Annotated in this window: 14 protein-coding genes; 10 read left to right on the forward strand and 4 right to left on the reverse strand. The window is 67.9% G+C overall.

Translation table 11 applies throughout. The features are described 5' to 3' along the window. The first annotated feature begins 172 nt into the window (after window positions 1–172). The gene (locus EV283_RS07485) at window positions 173–637 is read left to right on the forward strand and encodes a hemerythrin domain-containing protein (RefSeq protein ID WP_130324154.1); all 465 of its coding nucleotides are present in this window, start codon (window positions 173–175) and stop codon (window positions 635–637) included. 200 nt (window positions 638–837) lie between these two features. On the opposite strand, the gene EV283_RS07490 is transcribed toward EV283_RS07485, so the two are convergent. Next, the gene (locus EV283_RS07490; protein ID WP_242615850.1) at window positions 838–1,584 is read right to left on the reverse strand and encodes a M15 family metallopeptidase; all 747 of its coding nucleotides are present in this window, start codon (window positions 1,582–1,584) and stop codon (window positions 838–840) included. 48 nt (window positions 1,585–1,632) lie between these two features. Here EV283_RS07490 and EV283_RS07495 point away from each other — a divergent pair, with 48 nt between their 5' ends. The 6 genes from EV283_RS07495 to galA all read left to right on the forward strand — a co-directional run bounded on the left by EV283_RS07495 (window position 1,633) and on the right by galA (window position 10,330). Then, window positions 1,633–2,352: an RNA pseudouridine synthase gene (locus EV283_RS07495; RefSeq protein WP_130324158.1), complete on the forward strand. Its 720-nt coding sequence runs from the start codon at window positions 1,633–1,635 to the stop codon at window positions 2,350–2,352. A 21-nt stretch (window positions 2,353–2,373) separates the two neighbouring features. Further along, a complete protein-coding gene (arfB, locus tag EV283_RS07500) occupies window positions 2,374–2,799 on the forward strand; it encodes an alternative ribosome rescue aminoacyl-tRNA hydrolase ArfB (RefSeq protein ID WP_056420283.1) in 426 nt (141 codons plus the stop codon). Between the two features lie 198 nt (window positions 2,800–2,997). Further along, a complete protein-coding gene (locus EV283_RS07505; protein ID WP_130324160.1) occupies window positions 2,998–3,483 on the forward strand; it encodes a GAF domain-containing protein in 486 nt (161 codons plus the stop codon). Window positions 3,484–3,594: 111 nt separating this feature from the next. Next, window positions 3,595–4,674: an RcnB family protein gene (locus tag EV283_RS07510; RefSeq protein WP_130324162.1), complete on the forward strand. Its 1,080-nt coding sequence runs from the start codon at window positions 3,595–3,597 to the stop codon at window positions 4,672–4,674. Between the two features lie 237 nt (window positions 4,675–4,911). After that, window positions 4,912–7,851 carry a TonB-dependent receptor gene (locus EV283_RS07515; protein WP_242615851.1) on the forward strand — a complete coding sequence of 980 codons (2,940 nt, stop codon included), beginning with the start codon at window positions 4,912–4,914 and terminating at the stop codon, window positions 7,849–7,851. Between the two features lie 19 nt (window positions 7,852–7,870). Beyond that, a complete protein-coding gene (gene galA, locus EV283_RS07520) occupies window positions 7,871–10,330 on the forward strand; it encodes a beta-galactosidase GalA (protein WP_242615852.1) in 2,460 nt (819 codons plus the stop codon). Between the two features lie 11 nt (window positions 10,331–10,341). Here the strand turns inward: galA and EV283_RS07525 are convergent, their stop codons facing one another. Further along, window positions 10,342–13,068, reverse strand: a complete 2,727-nt coding sequence (locus EV283_RS07525) for a DUF5695 domain-containing protein (RefSeq protein WP_130324164.1) — start codon at window positions 13,066–13,068, stop codon at window positions 10,342–10,344. Between the two features lie 91 nt (window positions 13,069–13,159). Here EV283_RS07525 and EV283_RS07530 point away from each other — a divergent pair, with 91 nt between their 5' ends. The 3 genes from EV283_RS07530 to EV283_RS07540 are packed head-to-tail and all read left to right on the forward strand — an operon-like array spanning window position 13,160 to window position 18,314. Continuing rightward, complete coding sequence (locus EV283_RS07530) at window positions 13,160–15,532, forward strand: glycoside hydrolase family 127 protein (RefSeq protein ID WP_130324166.1); 2,373 nt, start codon at window positions 13,160–13,162, stop codon at window positions 15,530–15,532. A gap of 14 nt (window positions 15,533–15,546) precedes the next feature. Beyond that, complete coding sequence (locus EV283_RS07535; RefSeq protein ID WP_130325004.1) at window positions 15,547–16,548, forward strand: Ldh family oxidoreductase; 1,002 nt, start codon at window positions 15,547–15,549, stop codon at window positions 16,546–16,548. Between the two features lie 2 nt (window positions 16,549–16,550). Next, entirely contained in the window at window positions 16,551–18,314 is a 1,764-nt protein-coding gene (locus EV283_RS07540) for a DUF885 family protein (protein ID WP_242615853.1), read from the forward strand. A 139-nt stretch (window positions 18,315–18,453) separates the two neighbouring features. Here the strand turns inward: EV283_RS07540 and EV283_RS07545 are convergent, their stop codons facing one another. Next, window positions 18,454–19,629 carry a Xaa-Pro peptidase family protein gene (locus tag EV283_RS07545; protein WP_130324170.1) on the reverse strand — a complete coding sequence of 392 codons (1,176 nt, stop codon included), beginning with the start codon at window positions 19,627–19,629 and terminating at the stop codon, window positions 18,454–18,456. Continuing rightward, the gene (locus EV283_RS07550) at window positions 19,626–20,873 is read right to left on the reverse strand and encodes an FAD-dependent oxidoreductase (RefSeq protein WP_242615854.1); all 1,248 of its coding nucleotides are present in this window, start codon (window positions 20,871–20,873) and stop codon (window positions 19,626–19,628) included. Before EV283_RS07550 ends, EV283_RS07545 begins: the two co-directional genes overlap by 4 nt. Window positions 20,874–20,885 lie beyond the last annotated feature (12 nt).

Raw genomic sequence — 20,885 nt, forward strand, 5'->3', positions numbered from 1 at the left:
TCACCGTGTCGCCCGATCGAAGGCCGGGTCCTTTCGAACCGTCGTTACCGACGAAAATACTATAGATTGTGCGTCCCCCGCGCAGCTAGTCGCATCCACGGTAGGACCTCGATCGTATACGCATGGGGAATACGGCAGGATGAACGACAAAGTGGTAAGCCAAAGCGTTGGAGTGCAACCAGCTTCGGACGAGGATCGCGCGAACTGGGCACGACTTATCGACGATCACCGGCATATCGCCGCGCAGTGCGTCGAGATCGCCGACCTGGCGCAGGGGCCGCGCGAGCAGAGCGGGCCGGCGTCGCGCAAGCTGATCGAGCTCGCAATCACCGTGGCCAAGCATCTCGACGTCGAGGACGAGGTGATCGACCGCACCGTCATCGCGATGGAGCCGCGGTTTTCGGCCGAGACGATTGCGATGATGGAGGAGGACCTCGATATCCTGCGATCCGACTGGAAGGTGTTTATCAGTCGCTGGCTGCCGGTAATCGCGCCGAGCGAGTGGGAAGCGTTCGGCGTCGAGGCGGAGTCGATGCTCGATCGCCTGTCGAGCCAGGTGATGCTCGAGACCGAGATCCTCTACGACCACGCGCTGCGCGACGGCGTGGTCCGTGCCGGTGGCGCGGTGCTGCACTGAGCCGAGGGGGCGACGGCGACCTACGCTATCGTCGTGTACAAGTAGTACCGCCAAACCCTGCCACCCCGGCGAAGGCCGGGGTCCAATTGGAGAGGTGGCTGTAACGAAGCGCTGCGCTCAACCATCGGCGTCCCCCAATTGGGCCCCGGCCTTCGCCGGGGTGGCGGCTGTGTAGATTGTCAGCGCGGCTCCGCTCCGAGCTACCGCCGCTTCTTCTTCGACGGCACAGCGACCACCGGAGCGACCGGCACAGGCGGTTGCGTCGTCACCTTCACCACGATCGGCACGATACCAGGATCCGCCGGATATTGCCGCCGAGCGCGCGCGAACACGAAGCGCGCCTTGGCAGCGCCGAGCGCGCTTTCGCTCACACCGACCCAGCGCCAGTGCCACGGCTCCCACTTCACATTCTGCTTGTTGCCGCCGGGAAAGCTCTGCTCGAACCCGAACCGCGGCGCATTGGCGCGCAGCCAGCGCGCGGCGGGAGTGGCGGCCATGCACGCCTCCGCGTCCGGACACCCGTTGGACGGGCGTACCGCGAAATCGAGCGCATAGCCGGTCGAGTGCTCGCTATAGCCGGGGGGCGCGACCGAGATCGCCCGGTCAGCCGCGCTGCTCGACTCGCCGCGACAGAAGACGCTGCGCTGGCGGGCGATCGAGCGCTGGCACGACAGCGCGCGGAGCTGGCCCATCACCGCCGGATCGCTCTGGGCCGCGGCGAACAGTCGCAGCAGGTCGGGCAAGATGTCGGCTCGCACCACGCAGGGATTGCCCACCGAATATTCGGTGGGCAGCGTAACGAGCTCGGTCTCCGGTGCGTCGCCGTAAGGCAGATGCCCGAAGGCGCGGCCGTCGGGCGCGATCGCCGCGCTCTGCCCCTCGCAGAGTTGCGCGTCCGCGATGGTCGGGGCGAAGAGGAGCGCGAGGGCCAGTGTGCGGTGCAACATCGACGCGGGCTCTGGCACGCAGGCGCTAATGATGGCAAGGGCGGCGCCATGCATGGTGAACGCGTACTCTTCCTCGACGGCGAGGCCCTGGTGATCGACAAGCCCGCAGGGCTGCCGGTCGATCCGCCCCGCGATGGCTCGTTGAGCCTCGAAAATCATCTCGAAAGCCTGAAGTTCGGTTTTCAGCGCTGGCCCAAGGCCGTCCACCGGCTCGACCGCGACACGAGCGGCTGCCTGCTCCTGTCGCGCAATCCCAAGGCGCATGCCCGCTTGCAGCAGGCGTTCGAGCAGGGCCTCGTGTCGAAGCGCTACGTCGCGCTGCTCGACGGCGTGGTCGAGGGCACGTCCGGCCTGATCGAAATGGCGCTGGGCAAGGTCAGCACCGCCGAGACCGGCTGGCGGATGATCGAGGATCCCAACGGCAAGAAGTCGCGCACCAAGTGGCGCGTGCTCGAGATCAAGGACGGGCGCTCGCTGGTCGAGTTCCTGCCCGAGACCGGCCGCACGCATCAGATCCGCGTCCACGCGGCCAGCGGCCTCGGCGCGCCAGTGGTCGGCGACGGTGTGTACGGCAAGGCGGACGGCCTCGGCATGATGCTCCACGCGCAGCGGCTGATCGTGCCGCGCGCGGGCAAGCCCGACGTGCTCGCCGAAGCGCCGCTGCCGGAGCGCTTCGCCAAGGCCGGGTTCGCCGACGAGGCCGCGCCTGCGCCTGCGCCCGCGGCAGTTGCGACCGACGTCGTGACGCCTGCACCCACCGACGATTGAGCGGCCTGAGGGAAGACGCGGATGGTCGCGATCCCGATAACCCGGTCCATCTCGATCGATGACAGCGAACTGATCGAGAGCACGACTCGATCGGGCGGTCCCGGTGGGCAGCACGTCAACACCACCGATAGCGCGGTGATCCTGCGGTTCGATGTCGGTCTGTCGCCGGGATTGCCGCTGGCGGTGAAGAACCGGATCGCGGTGCTCGCCGGATCGCGGCTCACGCGCGACGGCGTGCTGGTGCTGCGGAGCGAGGGATCGCGATCGCAACTGCTCAACCGGCAGGAGGTCCGCGAGCGGCTCGTCGCGCTGATCAAGGACGCCACGATCGTCCCCAAGGCGCGACGCGCGACCAAGCCGTCCAAGGCGGCAAAGGCACGCCGCGTCGATACCAAGAAGGTGCGCAGCGGCGTGAAGGCGGGGCGAGGCAAGGTCCGCGACGATTGAACGCCGGCGCGACAGAGCGACGATCAAAGCGACAAAACATTGCCACGGAGCTCCGCCCCAAAACCCGTCACCCCAGCGAAAGCTGGGGTATCCTTGAGGAACGGGCAATGCGCGCCAACATGGAGACCCCAGCGTTCGCTGGGGTGACGGACGTTACAGCGTGCCAACGCCATAACGCCGCCGACCAAGGAAGAAGACATGTACCAGTTCGATATCGCCGCCGGCAGCAAGGCCGATCTCTACCGCGACCTGCTCGCCGCGCTCGACGCGCTGACTGCGGACGAGCGTGATCCGATCGCCAACATGGCCAACGCGGCCGCGCTGGTGTGGGAATATCTGCCCGATCTGAACTGGGCGGGCTTCTACCGGCTGGTGGAGGGCGAGCTCGTGCTCGGGCCGTTCCAGGGCAAGGTCGCCTGCATCCGCATCCCGGTCGGCAAGGGCGTCTGCGGTGCCGCCGCCGAGACGCTGACGACGCAGCTGGTCGAGGACGTGCACGCCTTTCCCGGCCATATCGCCTGCGATGCCGCGAGCCGTTCCGAACTGGTCGTGCCGGTGACGAAGGACGGCGTGCTGATCGCGGTGCTCGACCTCGACAGCCCAGAGCCCGCGCGGTTCGATGCCGAGGACGCGGCAGGGTGCGAGGCGCTCGCGGCGTTGCTCGGCGAACGCCTGCTGGGGTGACCCGTTTCGGGACTGTACGCAAACTGGCGAGTCCCCCGGCGCTTTGGTAAGCAACCGGACAAGATATTCGGCGTTTGCGCGGGATTGGGTGGCAAAACCAGGGAGACGGACATGCGGGGCCTTTTGATCGCTGGCGTGGGAATGGCGCTGGCTGGTGGTGGCGCAGCGGATGCGCAGCAGCGCCCCGGCGCAAGCTACGCTGTCCCGGGCGTCGCGATGCAGGCCCCGATGCAGACGCCCCAACGCCCCGGTCCGATCGCGGCGCGTCCGCCCGTCGTCCACACATCGTCGCAGCAGCTGGGCGGTCACCGCGCGCCGCGCTGGGGCAGCAAGATCGGCGGGCGCTGGTGGGGCGGGGCGAATGCGCCCGGCGGCTGGGCAGCCTATCGCCGGCCCAATCGCGGCTGGGCAGTACCCGGCTACTGGAACGCGCCGCGCTTCTACGTCGACGACTGGTCGACCTATGGCCTGCCGCAGCCGCCGGCGGGGTATCGCTGGGCGCGCTATTATGACGACGCGGTGCTGATCGATCCGCGAGGTTCGGTCTACGACACGGTCAGCGGTACCGACTGGGACCGGTATGACTCGGACGGCTATGCGCGCGTCGCACCGGGCGCGTACGCGCAGACCGACTCGGTCTATGCCGGCCCGGCGGACCGTGGTTCCGTCGCGCCCTATGCCGATCGCGGGCCGCGCCGCGACTCCGGTCTTGGCGGTGCCGCGATCGGTGCGGTGGCGGGGGGTGCTGCGGGCAACCTGGTCGCAGGGCGCGGCAACCGGCTGGGCGGCACGCTGATCGGCGCAGGCGTCGGCGCCGCGGCGGGCTATGCGATCGACAAGGCCGAGGACCGCGGTCGTCGCCCTTTGCCGCCACCGCCGGCAAGCTATGGCGCGCGCTACGCCCCGCCGCCACCAGCCTATGCGGAGGATTACCCGATCTACGACGCGCCGCCGGTATCGCAGGCCGCACGCTATCCGCAACCGCAGCGCTATGCCTCGGCGCCAGGCGGAACCTGGGTATCGCCCGACGGGATGACGACGGTGACGACGACCAGCGGCACCGTGTATCCCACCGGTGCGACCACCGTCGTGGTGCAGTCCGCGCCGATCGTGACGACCACGACCACGACCGACTATTACGACTCCGTGTCCTACGCCCCGCGCAAGACCTGGCGAAAGCGCGCCCGCTAGCGCGCGACCATAGCCCCGTCTGAGGCCTTCCCGCCAGGCGCCTGACCGCGCCGCGGCAGGGTCGGCGCATTCCCGAAGATCGTCCCGCCGTCGCCTGGTTCCAGGCGGCGGTTTCGCGTGTCGTGCGCACGTCGAGTTCGAGTCAGATGCAAAAATAGAATATCGTATATTATATTTGACATCGTTTCGGCGACGTGATGGATTGCGCGCAACATCCAAACAGGAGCGCGGGCACTCATGACATTTCCGGTCGCAAAACTTCGCCAACGGTCGAGCATCGGTGCGATGCTCGCGATGCTGCTGTCATCGGGCGCCTATGCGCAGGTACTCCCCGCGCCGCAGCCCGGCACCGAATCGACCCCCGATGACGCGATCGTCGTGACCGGCACGCGCATCCGCCGCCCCGACCTCGCGAGCAACAGCCCGATCACCTCGGTGACCGACCAGGAGATCAAATATCAGGGCGCCGTCAACGTCGAGAACGTGCTGAACCGCCTGCCGCAGTTCACCGCGGACGCGAACGAGAACGTCTCGAACGGATCGGACGGCACCGCCAACATCAACCTGCGCAACCTCGGCTCGAACCGCACGCTGATCCTGCTCAACGGCCAGCGCCTGTTGCCGCAGCAGGCGATCGACCTGAACTTCGTGCCGTCCGCGCTGATCGACCGGGTCGACGTGGTCAGCGGCGGCGCCTCCGCCGTCTACGGGTCCGACGCGGTCGCGGGCGTCGTCAACTTCGTGCTGAAGGACCATCTCGACGGGTTGCGGATCGACGTGCAGTCGGGGCTGGGCGTGCACACCAACGACAATAGCGGGGTGCGCGATGTCGTCTCGTCGCGCGGCTATGCGAACGCGCCGGGCCACGTCGCGGACGGCGGCAAGCAGGATATCAACGCCGCCTACGGCAAGAATTTCGCGGACGGCCGCGGCAACGTCACCGTCTATGGCGGCTATCGTCACACCGATCCGGTGCTGCAGGCGAATCGCGACGTCTCCGCCTGCGCGCTCAATCCGTCGGATTCGGCCGGCACCGGCATGGTCTGCGGCGGATCGAGCAACACCCCGACCGGAACGTTCGTGCCGCTCGGCGGGCCCAATTCGGGCAAGACGCTGACCAACAATGCCAACGGCACGCAGACCTGGGTGCCGTACACCTCGGCCTATGCGTATAACTACGCGCCGACCAACTACTTCCAGCGCTCCGACGAACGCTACACCGGCGGCGCGTTCGCCCGGTTCGAGATCGCGCCGATCGCCGAAGTCTATGGCAGCTTCATGTACATGAAGGACCACACCTTCTCGCAGGTCGCGCCGTCCGCGCTGTTCCTCGGCACCACCTTCACCGTCCCCTGCAACAACCCGCTGATGAGCGCGTCGCAGCAGCAGTCGCTCTGCGGCGCGGCGGCGGGGACGAGCGCGACTCAGGACACGCTGATCGGCTATCGCCTCGGCTCGGGCCAGTCGCGACGCGACGATCTGCGCCACCAGGATTATCGCTATTCGGCGGGCGTCCGCGGCGATCTCGGCCACGGCTTCCGCTACGACGTCAACTATCTGCACTCGCTCGTGAAATTCAACGAGACCTACCTGAACAACGTTGACAATGTGAAGGCGCAGCGCGCGCTCGACGTGGTCAGCGTCAACGGTGTGCCGACCTGCCGCTCGGTCATCGACGGCAGCGACCCGGCGTGCGTGCCGATCAACGTGTTTCAGGCGAACGCGATCACCGACACGCAGGGCGCATACCTGTTTTCGGAGAGCAACACCGCGTCGCGCAACGTGCTCGACGTCATCTCCGCGAGCGTGAACGGCGATCTCGGGACGTTCGGTATCGCCAGCCCCTGGGCCAAGCGCGGCGTCAGCATCGCGCTGGGCGGCGAGCATCGGCGAGAGACGCTCAACTTCACCGCCGATGAGATCGCCAAGCAGGGCGGCACCACCGATTCCGACGGGCGCATCACCGTCAACGAAGGCTATGGCGAGATCGAGATCCCGATCCTGCAGGACCTGCCGTTCGCGCACGAACTGACGCTGAACGGCGGCCTGCGCTACTCCGCCTATCGCAACTCGCAGCAATCGACCGGGCTGAAATCGAAGTACAACGTCTGGACCTACAAGGGCGAGGCAAGCTGGGCGCCGGTCAGGGACGCGCGGTTCCGCTTCAGCTACAACCGCGCGATCCGCGCGCCCAACATCGGCGAGCTGTTCGGTTCGCGCTCGATCGGCAACGTCTCCGCGCAGGATCCGTGTTCGGGCGCGTCGCCGAGCGCGTCGATCGACATCTGCCGGCTGACCGGCGTGACGCAGGCGCAATATGGCAACATCGTCGAATGTCCGGCGGATACGTGTTCGGCGCAATATGGCGGCAACGCCGCGCTGAAGCCCGAAAAGGCGGACACCTATACCGCGGGGCTGGTGTTCACGCCGCGCATGGTCCGCAACCTGACGCTGACGGCGGATTATTACCACATCAAGGTGAAGGACTATATCAGCTCGGTCGATCCGTCGCTGGCGATCAGCCAGTGCGTGGCGGCGAGCGATCCCTTCTATTGCGGGCTGTTCACGCGCGATCCGCGCTCGGGTGCTCTGTTCGGCAGCAACGGCTATATCGTCTCGACGACGTATAATACGGGATCGCTCACGACGTCGGGGATCGACCTTACCGCGGACTACACGCTGGGGATCGGCGCGCTCGGCAAGATCAACCTCAACATGGTCGGCACGCGGTTGATCTCGCAGGAGTCCGAGCCGTTGAAGGGCCTCGGCAGCTACGACTGCAAGGGTCTGTACGGCTATACCTGCGGCCAGCCCAACCCGAAGTGGCGGCACGTGCTGCGGACGACATGGACGATGCCGCAGGGTGCGAGCGTGTCGGTGTCGTGGCGGCATATCGACCAGGTCAAATTGTCGTCGCTGTCGGACAACAGCTTCCTCGCGGGGACGCCGAGCGTGATCAACCGCAAGATCCCGGCGTATAACTATATCGATCTGGCAGGCACGGTCGCGGTCGGCGAGGGTCTCCAGCTGCGGGCTGGCGTCAACAACCTGTTCGACAAGGATCCCCCCGCGATCGCCTCGGGCATCCTGTCGTCGTTCGGCAACGGCAATACCTATCCGGGCGTGTATGACGTGCTGGGCCGGACATTGTTCGTCGGCGCGACGGTGAACTTCTGACACGCCTTGCTGGGATGACATGATGACGAGCTTGGTCCGCCGCGACGTTCTGAAGACGGGCGGCGTGACCGCGCTTGCCGCGATCGTTCCCGCGGTTCCCATCGGCGCGGCGCCGCCCCCGGCCAGCCCTCGCGAGGTCGCGTCGCTGGACACCGGGTGGCGGTTTCATCTCGGCCATGCGAGCGATCCGGCGAAGGATTTCGGCTTCGGCCGCTCGCACGACACCTACGCCAAATCGGGCGATGTCGGCACGCCGGTCGCCGAGCCGAAATTCGACGACGCGACATGGGACGCGGTGACTCTGCCGCACGACTGGGCGGTCGACCTGCCGTTCGAACGGTTCGGGCCGGCGGGGAGCGAGGCGGATCGCACCGGCGCGTTCCAGGGGTTCAAGCCGGTCGGGCGGATGTGGCCCGCGACCAGCGTCGGCTGGTATCGGCGCACGATCCGGCTGGAGAAGGCGGATGCGGGGCGGCGCCTGCTGCTCCAGTTCGACGGGGTGGCGCGCGACTGCATCGTTATCCTCAACGGCTTCGTCGTCGGCGCGAACGAGAGCGGCTATGCGCCGTTCGAGATCGACGTTACGGATTTCGCCAAGCCCGGCGCAGACAATATCCTCGTCATTCGCTGCGACGTGAGTCTGGGCGAGGCGTGGTCGTATGAAGGCGCGGGGCTGTACCGCAACGTCCGTCTGGTGAAGACCGCGCCGGTCCACGTGCCACGCTGGGGCGCGACGGTGCGGTGCGCGGTCGATGCCGGCGGCGCAAGCGTCCGGGTCGCGACCGAGATCGCGAACGACGGTGCCGCGTGCGACGTGCGGGTGCGGTCGACGGTGATCGGCCCCGATGGGAAGAATGTGGTGCTGGTCGCGGACCCGCTCGCATTGCCGGCCTGGGGCACGACGACCGCGACGCAGGAAACGCGTCTTGCCGCGCCCGCCTTATGGTCGCTGGAAACGCCGCATCTCTACACGCTGATCAGCGAGATCCTCGTCGATGGCGTCGTCGTCGATCGCGACACGAGCAGCTTCGGGATCCGCACGATCCGGTTCGACGCGACCCACGGCTTTTTCCTCAACGGCAGGCCGGTCAAGATCAAGGGCACCTGCAACCACCAGGATCATGCCGGGGTCGGTTTCGCGGTGCCCGACAGCCTGCACGTCTGGCGGCTCGAGCAACTGAAAGCGATGGGCAGCAACGCCTATCGCTCGACGCATCATTCGCCGTCGCCCGCGATCCTCGACGCGTGCGATCGGATGGGGATCCTGATGATCGACGAGACCCGGCAGATGTCGAGCAATGCCGAGGGGCTGGGCCAGCTCGAACGCATGGTGCGGCAGGGGCGCAACCATCCGTGCATCATCCTGTGGAGCATCGGCAACGAGGAGCTCCACCGCGGCACCGAGACCGGCGCGCGGATCGCCGAGACGATGAAGCGCAAGGTCTACGAACTCGACGGGACGCGGCCGGTGACGGAAGCCTTTAACGGCAAGTTCGGCGAGGGGGCGTCGCGCGTGCTCGACGTGATGGGGTGCAATTACTACCTCGACGCGATCGATCCGTACCATGCCGCGCACCCCGACATGCCGATGATCGGCACCGAGACGGGCAGCACGGTGATGACCCGCGGCGAATATTTGCGCGACGAGACGCAGGGCTTCGTCCCCGCCTATGACCGCGACTTCCCCAAATGGGCGACGACCGCGGAGACCTGGTGGCGCTTCTACGATTCGCGGCCGTTCCTGAGCGGCGGGTTCGTGTGGACCGGGTTCGATTATCGCGGCGAACCCACCCCGTTCGAACGCTGGCCGGAGAATGTCTCGAACTTCGGCCAGATGGATCTGTGCGGCTTCCCCAAGGACAATTATCATTACTACCGCGCATGGTGGAGCGGCGAGCCGGTGCTCCACCTGTTCCCGCACTGGAACTGGGCGGGGCGCGAGGGGCAGCCGGTGTCGGTGTGGGTGCACAGCAATTGCGACGCGGTCGAGCTGATGCTCAACGGCCGCAGCCTCGGGCGGCAGACGGTGGTGAAGAACACGCATCTCGAATGGCAGGTCGCCTATGCGCCGGGGCGGATCGAGGCGCATGGCTACCGCGCCGGCAAGCGCGTGATGCACGCCATACGCGAGACGACCGGGGCGGCGGCGCGGATCTGGCTGACGAGCGACCGGCGGCATTTGGCCCCGGGCGAGGTCGCGGTGGTCCGCGTCGCGATCCTCGACGCAAAACGGCGCGAAATACCGACCGCGTCCGATCGCGTAACGTTCGCGCTGTCGGGCGATGCGCGGTTGCTCGGCGTCGGCAATGGCGATCCGCGAAGCCTTGAGCCCGATCACGCGACGGCGCGCTCGGCGTTCAACGGGCTGTGCACGGCGCTGGTGCAGGCGGGGACGACGGGCGGGCCGATCCGGCTCGAGGCGCGCGGCGGGGGGCTTGCGCCGGCGATGCTGGCGCTGATCGGGCGCGGCGCGGACTGATCGTTTGCTTGCTACTGCGGAGAAAGATCGAGCTGCGTCGGTACGGCCCCTAGCGCTAAAGTGTAGCCGCCCCGTTCCTCCCGTACGGCAGCGGCGTACCGCCGGCCGGCTTTCGTCGTCGTCTCCACAAACACGCGCGCGGTCGGATTAATTGCGGTCGCGGCGTCGAGCGTCAGCGTCACCACGCCCGTGCTCGGCCGATACGTAGCCCGCGCGATCTTGCCGGATTCGAGCGTGATCCACAGGCCCGCAGGCGCGACGAACAGCCGCGCCCGCGCGCCGTCCTTCGGCACGATGCCGATCGCGTCGGCTGCCTGATCCACCGTCCCGCCAAAACCGAGCCAGCCGAAGGTCGGGTCGTTCACCAGATAGCTCGCGGCGGTGATCGCGTGGCCGTAAAAGCCCATGCCGTAATCGCCGCTATACGCGTCCCAGCGCATCATGTCGGGCGCGGAATGGAACGCCGCCGACGAAAACCCGTCGCGGTCGATATTGGTGATCCCGCCCATCATCCCGCCATAGGCGATGCGCAGCTGCCGCAGGTCGCTCGGGTCGGCGCGATAGGCGTCGAACAGCGGGACGGCGTTGAGCGTCGAGCCATAATGATGAAGCTGCCGCTCGATCCGCGGGTATTTGCCGCCGTACAGGAAGTCCCAATAGCGCCGCGCATTGCCGTTATAGCCCCAGCTCGGGATCGTCGGGTCATAGGCGAGGATCACTTGGCGCGTGACGTCGGCCTGCGGCTGATAGCCGAAATAGCGCATCCACGCGTAGACCTCGGGCTGGCCGGTCGAATCCCACGCCATCTCGCTGCCGAACGGATAGCGCAGCGTGCGCCAGTGATCCGCGCGCCGCTTCATCAGGCGTTCCATGTCGGTCGCCTCCGCGCTCAGGCCCTCGCGCTTCAGGTCCTTGAGGATATCGACGAACACGTCGCCCTCCATCAGCCCGAACTGCGTGTAATAGGGCGCGTCGCGCATCATCGCGGTGGTCGTCTGATAGGCATGGTCGAGATACCAGCGCCAGGGATGCGCGGTGACGAGCCCCGGATGGTTGCGCGCGACCCGGTAGAGCACCCAGTGCCCGATCGCGACATGCGGGTAATTATACGCGCGACCGAGATCGCCCGCGTCCTTCTTCGACCAGGACGTCCAGGTCTTCCAGTCGATGCTCGGGTCGTAATAGCGCGGGTGCGCGGCGGGATCGTAATAGAACAGGCTCTTGCGCACCGCGCCCGCGTGGGGACCGTCGGGAACTTGCAGCCCGCCCTGGATCGTCTCGTCGACGAGGCGTTGCAGCTTGGCGATCTCGGCGGGGTCGGGGTTGTCGAGCTGCTTGACGATCGCCGCGACCCAGCTGCCCGCGCCGCCTTCGTCGCTCATGCCCGAGATCCAGACCCGGGGATCCTGCGTGACGACCTTGCCCGCCTCGCGGTCGTAGGTGAGGATCGCGGGGTTGCGGCCGAACGGGTCGGCCTTGTTCTCGTACCATTGCTGGTTCGTCGAGAAGCGGCCGAGATCGGCCATCGTCTGGTCGAGCGGCTTGGTGATGTAATAGCTGACCGTCTGGACGCTGCCGTCCGCATAGGTGATCGCGAGGCTTGCGCGGCCCCAGCCTTTGCTGCGGACGGTATAGCGCGCCCAGCCTTTCGCGCTCGCAATCGGGGTTGCGGTGAGCGCACCGGCCGGCCGGCTCTCGACCTTGGCGACGGGCGACGGTGTCTTGAGGAACAGCGACGCGTCCTGATCGGTCGGGACGACGTAGCCGGGGATGCCGACCGCGACCGGGCGGTGATTGGCGACCAGCGTGTCCTCGATCGCGGCGATCGAGGGCGCAGTGACGAAGCGGACGCCGATCGTGCGCGCCGCTCCCGGCGCGAGCGTGATGCTCGTCGGCGCGTTCCACTGCTCGCCTGCCTTGGCCCATTCCTTGTCGGCAAAGGCTTTGCTGGCGACGGTCCAGTCGTAGAAGCCTTCCGACGTCTGGCTGCGCTTGCTGCGGTCGGTGAAGATGTCGCTCTTTGGCGCCTTACCGGCTTCGAGGATTGGGCGATAGGCTTCGAGCGGGGTGTGCTTCTCGGGGAGGACGAGCAGCGCGGGGCCGGCGCCATTGAGCCGTGTGACCTGGAGGTAGCCGGCATCGCGGCCAATATACGGGTCGACGAAGCTCGCCTGCGCATGCGCCTGTTCGAGGCTGCGATCGGTGATGATGTTGTCGAACACCATCGGCATCCCGAGCGCGCCGATCTCGACGGGGGCCTTCGTCGTGTTGGTCAGCGTGAACCGGAGCGCGAGGACCCCGTGATCGTCCACCCAGCGGCGTTCGACGCGCAAAGGGCTGGCCGTCCCCAGCGAGGCGGTGATGTCGGCGGCGGCGAGCGTCGTGCCGGTCGCGGTCATGCGGCGTATCGCCTTGCGGTGCTGCGCGGAGGCGAAGTCGGCCCACGTGCCTCCAGCCTGGCGCACGCGGAGGTGAATGTCGCCGATATGGACATAGCCGTCGGCCGCACGCTCGGCTTCGCGCGCGCCGGGGACGAAGTCAAAACCGGGCTCGGCGGCTGGCGAGAGGCGAGCAAGCGTCTGCGTATCCGTCCGGAGCGCAGCGCGGAACGCGGGGGTGCGCAGTGCGGTCTGCGCGATCGAGCGATAGGTTGGACGTGCGACCTTGGGCTGCGCGTCGATCGGCAGCGTCGCGGTGGTGACGAGGAGCAGCGCGAGCAGGGGGCGGAATGGCGACATGATGGGGCTCGCTCGTCAGGATGCGGTGTCGAGATGGCGCTTGCACCGCAAGGCTGGACGTATAGTATACGATATCCAAGTGGAGATAAAGATGTTCGCAAACCGCCGGGACGTATTGATGGGCACGACGGCGGCGGCGCTGTTGTCGGCGGGCGACCAGGCATTTGGCAAGGGGCCGCCGACGCTGCCGACAAGCGCGAAACCCTTGCCGCTGTCCGCGGTCCGCTTGCGCCCATCCGCCTACGCAACCGCGGTCGAGGTCAATCGTACGTACCTGCTGCGGCTGAGCGCGGACCGGTTGCTCCACAATTTCATGGTCTATGCAGGGCTCCCGGCCAAGGCGCCTCTCTACGGCGGGTGGGAGAGCGACACGATCGCCGGCCATACGCTCGGCCATTATCTCACCGCGCTGGTGCTGATGCACGCGCAGACCGGCGACGCGGACTGTCGGGCACGCACCGACTATATCGTCGCCGAACTGGCGCGCGCGCAGTCGAAGCGTGGCACCGGCTATGTCGGCGCGCTGGGGCGCAAGCGGAAGGACGGAACGATCGTCGACGGGGAGGAAATCTTCCCCGAAGTGATGCGCGGCGAGATCAAGTCGGGCGGGTTCGATCTGAACGGCTCGTGGTCGCCGCTCTACACAGTGCACAAGCTGTTTGCGGGGCTGCTCGACGTGCACGCGGCATGGGGGAACACGCAGGCGCTGACCGTCGCGACGGGCCTCGCCACCTATTTCGCGAAGGTGTTCGCGGCGCTCGACGATGCGCAGATGCAGACCTTGCTGGGGTGCGAATATGGCGGGCTGAACGAGAGCTATGCCGAGCTGTCCACGCGCACCGGCGACAAGAAATGGCTGGCCGTGGCGGAACGGCTGTACGATCGGAAAATGCTCGACCCCATGGCCGCGGGCGAGGACAAGCTCGCCAACTTCCACGCCAATACGCAGGTCCCCAAGCTGGTCGGCCTCGCGCGTATTCACGAACTGACCGGCAAGCCGGCGCCCGCGAACGCCGCGCGGTTCTTCTGGGACACTGTCACGCAGCATCACAGCTACGTGATCGGCGGCAATGCCGACCGCGAGTATTTCTCCGGCCCCGACAGCATCGCGAACCACATCACCGAGCAGACGTGCGAGCATTGCAACAGCTACAACATGCTCAAGCTCACGCAGCATCTCTATGGCTGGCAACCCGACGGCGCACTGTTCGACTATTACGAGCGCGCGCATCTGAACCACGTCATGGCCGCGCAGAACCCGAAGACCGCTGGCTTCAGCTACATGACGCCGCTGATGACGGGCACCGCGCGCGACTATTCGACGGCGAAGGACGATGCGTTCTGGTGCTGCGTCGGCAGCGGGATGGAGAGCCATGCCAAGCACGGCGAGGCGATCTTCTGGGAGGGCGAGGGCACGCTGCTCGTCAATCTCTACATCCCCGCCGAGGCGCGGTGGCAGGCGCGCGGCGCGGTGCTGACGCTCGACACGCGCTATCCGTTCGAGCCGGAGTCGCGGCTGACGCTGACGACACTGGCAAGGCCGGGGCGCTTCCCGATCGCGTTGCGCGTGCCGGGCTGGGCGAACGGTCGCGCGACGGTGACGGTCAACGGCGTGCCGGTCGAGCCGGGAATCGCGAAGGGCTATGCGATCGTCGACCGCCGGTGGACGGCGGGCGATATCGTCGCGATCACCGTGCCGCTCGACCTGCGGCTGGAGAGCGCGCCGGGCGACGTCGATACGGTCGCGGTGCTGCGCGGGCCGATGGTGATGGCCGCCGATCTCGGGCCGAAAGACGTGCCATGGGAGCAGGCGGATCCGGCGATGGTCGGCGCGGACCTGCTCGCCGCGTTCACGCCCACGGTAGGCACCGCGGCGACCTATGCGACGAAGGGGATCATCCGCCCGGCGGACCTCAGCTTCGTGCCGTTCTACAGCCAGTATGACCGGCGCAGCGCGGTGTATTTCAGGCGCTTCGGCGAGGCGGCGTGGACAACGCAACAGGCGGCGTTCCTGGCCGATCAGGCGCGGCTGAAGGATCTCGCCGCGCGCTCGGTCGACGTGATGCACCTCGGCGAGATGCAGCCCGAGCGCGATCACGGTCTCACGTCGGAGATATCCTATCCCGAGAGCTATCGCGGACGGAACGGGCGCGATGCGCGGTCGGGCGGGTATTTCGAGTTCGCGATGAAGACTCGGCCCGTCCCCCTGGTTTTGCAGGCGACCTATTGGGGCGACGAGCGCGCGCGCGATTTCGACATCCTCGTGGACAATGTGAAGGTCGCAACGCAGCATCTCGAGGCGGACCAGCCGGGCAAGTTCTTCGATGTCGAATATCCGCTGCCCGTCGCGCTGACCAAGGGCAAGGCGAGCGTGAAGATACGGTTCGTACCGCATGACCGCTCGTCCGCTGGGCCGGTGTTCGGGGTGCGGATGGTGGTTGCCAAATCGGGGGCGAGCGCGTGAGCGAAGACGTGCGGATGACGCTCGACGCAGTGCGCACGCTGGCGCGCACGGTCCTGCTCGGGTCAGGCCTGTCGCGCCCGCATGCCGAGGCGGTGGCGGAGACGATGGTCGCCGGCGAACGCGACGGCTGTGCGAGCCACGGCATCTACCGGCTGCTGGTCGCGACGAACAGCATCGCCAAGGGCGTCGTCGCGGTCGATGCGGACCCGGTGGTAAGCGAGCCCGCGCCGGCGCTGGTCCGCGTCGATGGCGGCGGCGGCTTTGCGCAACTCGCGTTCGAGCGCGGCCGCGCGAGGCTGGAGGAGAAGGCGCGCGGCTATGGGATCGCCGCGTTGGCGCTGACCAACGTCGTGCATTTCGCCGCTTTGTGGCCCGAGGTCGAGGCGCTGGCCGAGCGCGGGCTGGTCGCGCTCGCGGTCACGCCAAGCCATGCCTGGGTCGCGCCCGCGGGCGGCACGGTGCCCGTGTTCGGGACCAACCCGATCGCGTTCGGCTGGCCACGTCCCGGCGACCATCCGTTCGTGTTCGACTTTGCGACCAGCGCGGTCGCGCGCGGCGAGATCGAACTGCATCGGCGTGCGGGCCGCCCCGTCCCCGACGACTGGGGTTATGACGCGGACGGTCAGCCGACGACCGACGCGGCGGCGGTGCTGAACGGTGCGATGCGGACGTTCGGCGGGCACAAGGGCTCTGCGCTGGCGGCGATGGTCGAGCTGCTCGCGGGGCCGCTGATCGGCGACATGACCAGCCGCGAGTCGCTCGACGCCGACGCCGCGCGCGGTGGATCGCCGATCGGCGGCGAGCTGATCGTCGCGATCGATCCCGCCGGGTTCCTCGGCGATGCGGTCGCCGAGCACCTCGCGCGCGCCGAAGCGATGTTCGCGGCGATCGAGGGGCAGGGCGCGCGCCTGCCGTCGCAACGGCGCTATGCGGCGCGGGCGCGAAGTCTGGCAGAGGGTGTGGTCATACCCGGCGCATTGTACCGCGACATCATGGCGCTGGTTCCGGGAGAATGACGATGAAGGCGATGATCCTGCTGCTCGCGCTGGGCTCGACCGCGGTGGCCGCGATGCCCGCCAAGCCGTCGCAGACGGCTGCCAGGACGGGGGCCGATGCGCGGTTCAAGGCGCTCTACACGTCGGAATATGCATGGCGGCAACGCCAGATGGCGCAGGGCGAGGACAATCCGGGCGCGGCGGCGCGCCTGCCCGACGTCGGGCCCAAGGCGCAGGCCGAGCGCCTCGCGCGCTGGACCGACGTGTCGCGCCAGCTGGCGGCGATCGCACCCGCCAGCCTCTCGCCCGCCAATCGCATCAACTATGCGGTCTATGCGCAACAGATCGACGCGCTGCTCGCCGAGCAACGCTATCGCGAATACGAAAAGCCGCTGACCGCGGATACGAGCTTCTGGGGCGATGTCGCCGAGGGCGCGCGCGGCAGCTTCAAGTCGGTGAAGGACTATCGCGACTATATCGCGGTGATGCGCCAGATCCCGCGCTATTTCGACCAGCAGACGGGCAACATGCGCGCCGGGCTCGCGCGCGGCTTCACGCCGGCGCGCGTGACGCTGACCGGCCGCGACATCGGCGTCGCGCAGGTGGCCGAGGCGAAGACGCCGCAGGAGTCGCTCTTCTACGAACCGTTCAAGGCGTTCCCCTCGACCATCCCGGCGGCGGATCAGGCGGCGCTGCGCGCGGAGGGGACGGCGGCGATCGCGCAGGCGGTCGTGCCCGCCTATGCGACGCTGCTGAAGTTCCTGCGCACCGACTATATCCCGCATGCGCGCGAGGGGCTGGCCGCGTACGACCTTCCCGACGGCAAGGCCTATTACCAGTCGAAGATCCGCGAATACACCACGCAGAACCTCACGCCCGACCAGATCCACGCGCTCGGCCTCGCCGAGATCGCCAAGATCCGCGGGCGGATGGAGGGCGTGATGAACAGCGTGAAGTTCGACGGCGACCTGCAGGCGTTCTTCAACCACCTGCGCACCGATCCGCAATTCTATCCCAAGACGCCCAACGACCTGCTCTACCGCGCGGCGTGGATCGCCAAGACGTTCGACGGCAAGGCCTCGCAATGGTTCGGGCATTTGCCGCGCAGCCGGTTCGCGATTCGGCCGGTGCCTGCAGACATCGCGCCCTTCTACACCGGCGGGCGTGGGGGCCCGGGCATCTATCTAGTCAACACCTACGCGCTGCCGTCGCGGCCCTTTTATTCGCAGGTCGCGCTGACGCTGCACGAGAGCGCGCCGGGCCACGCGTTCCAGATGCCGCTCGCCGCGGAGAACACGGCGCTCCCCGCGTTCCGGCGCGACACGTATCTGTCGGTCTATGGCGAGGGCTGGGCGCTCTATTGCGAGACGCTCGGCGAGGACATGGGGATGTACGAGACGCCGTACGACCTGTTCGGGATGCTGAGCTACCAGGCGTGGCGCGCCGCGCGGCTGGTGGTCGATACCGGCATCCACGCCAAGGGCTGGAGCCGGGCGCAGGCGCAGGCCTATCTGCACGACAACACCGCGCTGTCGGATCACGAGATCGAGACCGAGGTCGATCGCTACATCGCGTGGCCGGGGCAGGCGCTGTCCTATTACATGGGCCAGATCGCGTTCCAGACCGCGCAGAAGAAGGCGCAGACCGCGCTGGGGCCGAAGTTCAACATCCGCGCATTCCACGACGCGATGCTGGCGCTGGGATCGGTGCCCGTACCGGTGATCGAGGCACGCACCGACCAGTTGATTGCGGCGGGCGGCAAGGGGCCCTATCCCGACGAGGAGTGAGCCACGCTCCCCGTCACCCCCATTCCATCATCCCCATTCCGTCATCCCAGCGAAGGCTGGGATCCAGAGCCAAGCAAAGCCTGCGTCCGTGGCTCTGGATCCTGGGTCGAGCCCAGGATGACGGAGACTTGGGGGGCCGCTAGCCGAACGGCCGGTCGATCGAGGGCTGCGGTTCGGTGAACCAGGCCGCGCCGGTGTCGGTGACGTGGAAATGATCCTCCAGCCGGATGCCGAATCGATCGGGCACCACGATCATCGGCTCGTTCGAAAAGCACATGCCGGGCGCGAGCGGCGTGCGGTCGCCGCGGACCAGATAGGCGGGCTCGTGGATCGACAGGCCGATGCCGTGGCCGGTGCGGTGCGGCAGCCCGGGCAGGCGGTAGTCGGGCCCAAGCCCGGCCTTCTCCAGCACCACGCGGGCGGCGGCGTCGATCGCCTCGCACGGCACGCCCGGCCGCACCGCATCGAACGCCGCGGCCTGCGCCTCATGCTCGATATCCCAGATCGCGCGCGCCTCGTCGCCGACCCGGCCGAACGCGTAGGTGCGGGTGATGTCGGAATGATAGCCCTCGACCTGGCAACCGGTGTCGATCAGCACGAGCTGGTCCTCCTCCAGCAGCTGGTCGCCGGGGAGGCCGTGCGGAAAGGCGGTCGCGCGGCCGAACTGCACCGCGCAGAAATACGAGCCCGAAGACCCAATCGCGCGATGCGCATCGTCGATGAAGCGGATCACCGTGCTCGCGGCGATGCCGGGGTGAAGGATCCGCGCGGCGCGACGCTGGACGTCGAGCGTCATCGCCTTGGCCTGGCGCAGCAAGGCGATCTCGGCCGGGCTCTTGATCATCCGGCACGCGTCGATCACCGCCGCGCCATCGCCGAGATCGAGCCCGGTCGCGGTAAGCGCGCTCGCCATGCCGTAAGGCAGCTGCGGATCGAGCAGCAGCCGACCGCGCACCGCATCGGCGACCAGCGCATAGGGGCTCTCATCCTCTTCCCAGAGCCGCAGCTCGGCCTTGATCTCGACCGCAGCCTCGAGCGAGCCTTGTTCGAAGCGCGGGCAGATCAGGATCGGCTCGCCCTTCACCGGCAGCAGCAGCGCGACCAGCCGCTCGGTCGCGCCCCACGGAATCCCGGCGAAATAGCGCAGGCTCGCCCCCGCACCGATCAGCAGCGCATCGGCACCCGCCGCCTCGACCAGCGCGCGCGCCTTGTCGAGCCGCGCGATCCGCTCGGCCAGCGCGATGCGTGGCGCCGGCGTCGCCCAGGGGGCGATGGTCGCCAGTTCGTCGGCTATCGAAGATCCGCCGATGGTCATGCGCGAGGTCCTTTTTTACCAAAGCGGTCGAGGTCGAACGGCGTGAGCGACACCGCCGGGGTATCCCCCGCCAGCATGGCCGCGACGAGCGTCGCGGTCACCGGCGCGAGCGTGAGCCCGAGATGTTGATGGCCGAACGCATAAGCGAGATTGGCATGGCGCGTCGACCGGCCGATCGCTGGAAGGTAATCGGGCAGCGTCGGCCGCGCACCCATCCAGCGCTCGAACGGTCCCTCGATCGGCAGCCCGAGCGTGCGGACATGGTGTTCCAGACGCGCCCATTTGCGCGGATCGGGCGGCGCGTCGGGATCGCCGAGTTCGACGAAGCTGGCCGCCTGCACGCAGTCGGCATAGCGCGTGACGATCATCGCATGATCCTCGAACACCAAGGGCGGCAGGTCGGCGGGCCAGCCATCGGCGCGCGCGCGGATATGATAGCCGCGCTCGGCGATCATCGGCACGCGGTAGCCGAGCGGCTCGAGCAGCGCGCGCGATCGCACCCCGGCCGTCACCAGCACCAGATCGACGTCGTGCCCCGCAATTCCGGTCCGCCCGGCCTCGTCCGTCAGCCGCGCCGCCTCCCGGACGATCCGGCCGCCGCGGACCGAGACAGCGGCCTCGAGCGTGGTCGCGAGTTTGCGAAGATCGACGATCTGCCCGCTGCCCGTGAAGCGGATCGCCCCCCCGACCGGATCGGCAAGGAAGCCGAGCCGCCGCAACAAGGCGGGTTCCGCATCGACGATCCGCGCCGTCCCGATCGCGCTCCGCGACCAGCGTCTGCGGCCGGCCTCCGCCTGCTGGGGCGTGTCCCAGATCACGACATGGCCGTCGGCCCGCACCAGGTCGGGCGCGCCGATCGTCTCGACCAGGTCGCACCAGGCAGGCATCGCCCCCGCCAGCAGCGGCGTCAGCGCCGCGGTGCCCGCCGTGAACTGCGCCGGCGTCGACGCGGCGATCAACCGGGCGGCGAACGGAAGCCACCGCGCCACCATCGACGGCGGCAAAGCGAGCGCACCGCCCGCGCTGAACAGCCGCGCTGGCACCGACCGCAGCGCGGCAGGCGAGGCGAGCGGTTCGACCTGCTCGACCGCGATGTGCCCGGCATTGCCCCAGGATGCGGCGTTGTAATCGGCATCAGGTTCGAACACACTCACGTCATGCCCGCGATCGAGCAGCGCGACCGCACAGCACAAGCCGACCACGCCGCCGCCGACTATACCGATCGCGCGCCTGTTCGCCGTCACGTCATTCTCCTG

The organism is Sphingomonas sp. BK036, assembly GCF_004216825.1.
Lineage (GTDB): Bacteria > Pseudomonadota > Alphaproteobacteria > Sphingomonadales > Sphingomonadaceae > Sphingomonas.

What these genes read in the sequence shown, in the direction of transcription:
- arfB (WP_056420283.1), top strand. Translation starts at nt 2,374, where the DNA reads ATGGTCGCGATCCCGATAACCCGGTCCATCTCGATCGATGACAGCGAA.
- EV283_RS07515 (WP_242615851.1), top strand. Translation starts at nt 4,912, where the DNA reads ATGACATTTCCGGTCGCAAAACTTCGCCAACGGTCGAGCATCGGTGCG.
- EV283_RS07545 (WP_130324170.1), bottom strand. Translation starts at nt 19,629, where the DNA reads ATGACCATCGGCGGATCTTCGATAGCCGACGAACTGGCGACCATCGCC.
- EV283_RS07510 (WP_130324162.1), top strand. Translation starts at nt 3,595, where the DNA reads ATGCGGGGCCTTTTGATCGCTGGCGTGGGAATGGCGCTGGCTGGTGGT.
- EV283_RS07540 (WP_242615853.1), top strand. Translation starts at nt 16,551, where the DNA reads ATGAAGGCGATGATCCTGCTGCTCGCGCTGGGCTCGACCGCGGTGGCC.
- galA (WP_242615852.1), top strand. Translation starts at nt 7,871, where the DNA reads ATGATGACGAGCTTGGTCCGCCGCGACGTTCTGAAGACGGGCGGCGTG.
- EV283_RS07490 (WP_242615850.1), bottom strand. Translation starts at nt 1,584, where the DNA reads ATGTTGCACCGCACACTGGCCCTCGCGCTCCTCTTCGCCCCGACCATC.
- EV283_RS07495 (WP_130324158.1), top strand. Translation starts at nt 1,633, where the DNA reads ATGCATGGTGAACGCGTACTCTTCCTCGACGGCGAGGCCCTGGTGATC.
- EV283_RS07525 (WP_130324164.1), bottom strand. Translation starts at nt 13,068, where the DNA reads ATGTCGCCATTCCGCCCCCTGCTCGCGCTGCTCCTCGTCACCACCGCG.
- EV283_RS07505 (WP_130324160.1), top strand. Translation starts at nt 2,998, where the DNA reads ATGTACCAGTTCGATATCGCCGCCGGCAGCAAGGCCGATCTCTACCGC.
- EV283_RS07535 (WP_130325004.1), top strand. Translation starts at nt 15,547, where the DNA reads ATGACGCTCGACGCAGTGCGCACGCTGGCGCGCACGGTCCTGCTCGGG.
- EV283_RS07530 (WP_130324166.1), top strand. Translation starts at nt 13,160, where the DNA reads ATGTTCGCAAACCGCCGGGACGTATTGATGGGCACGACGGCGGCGGCG.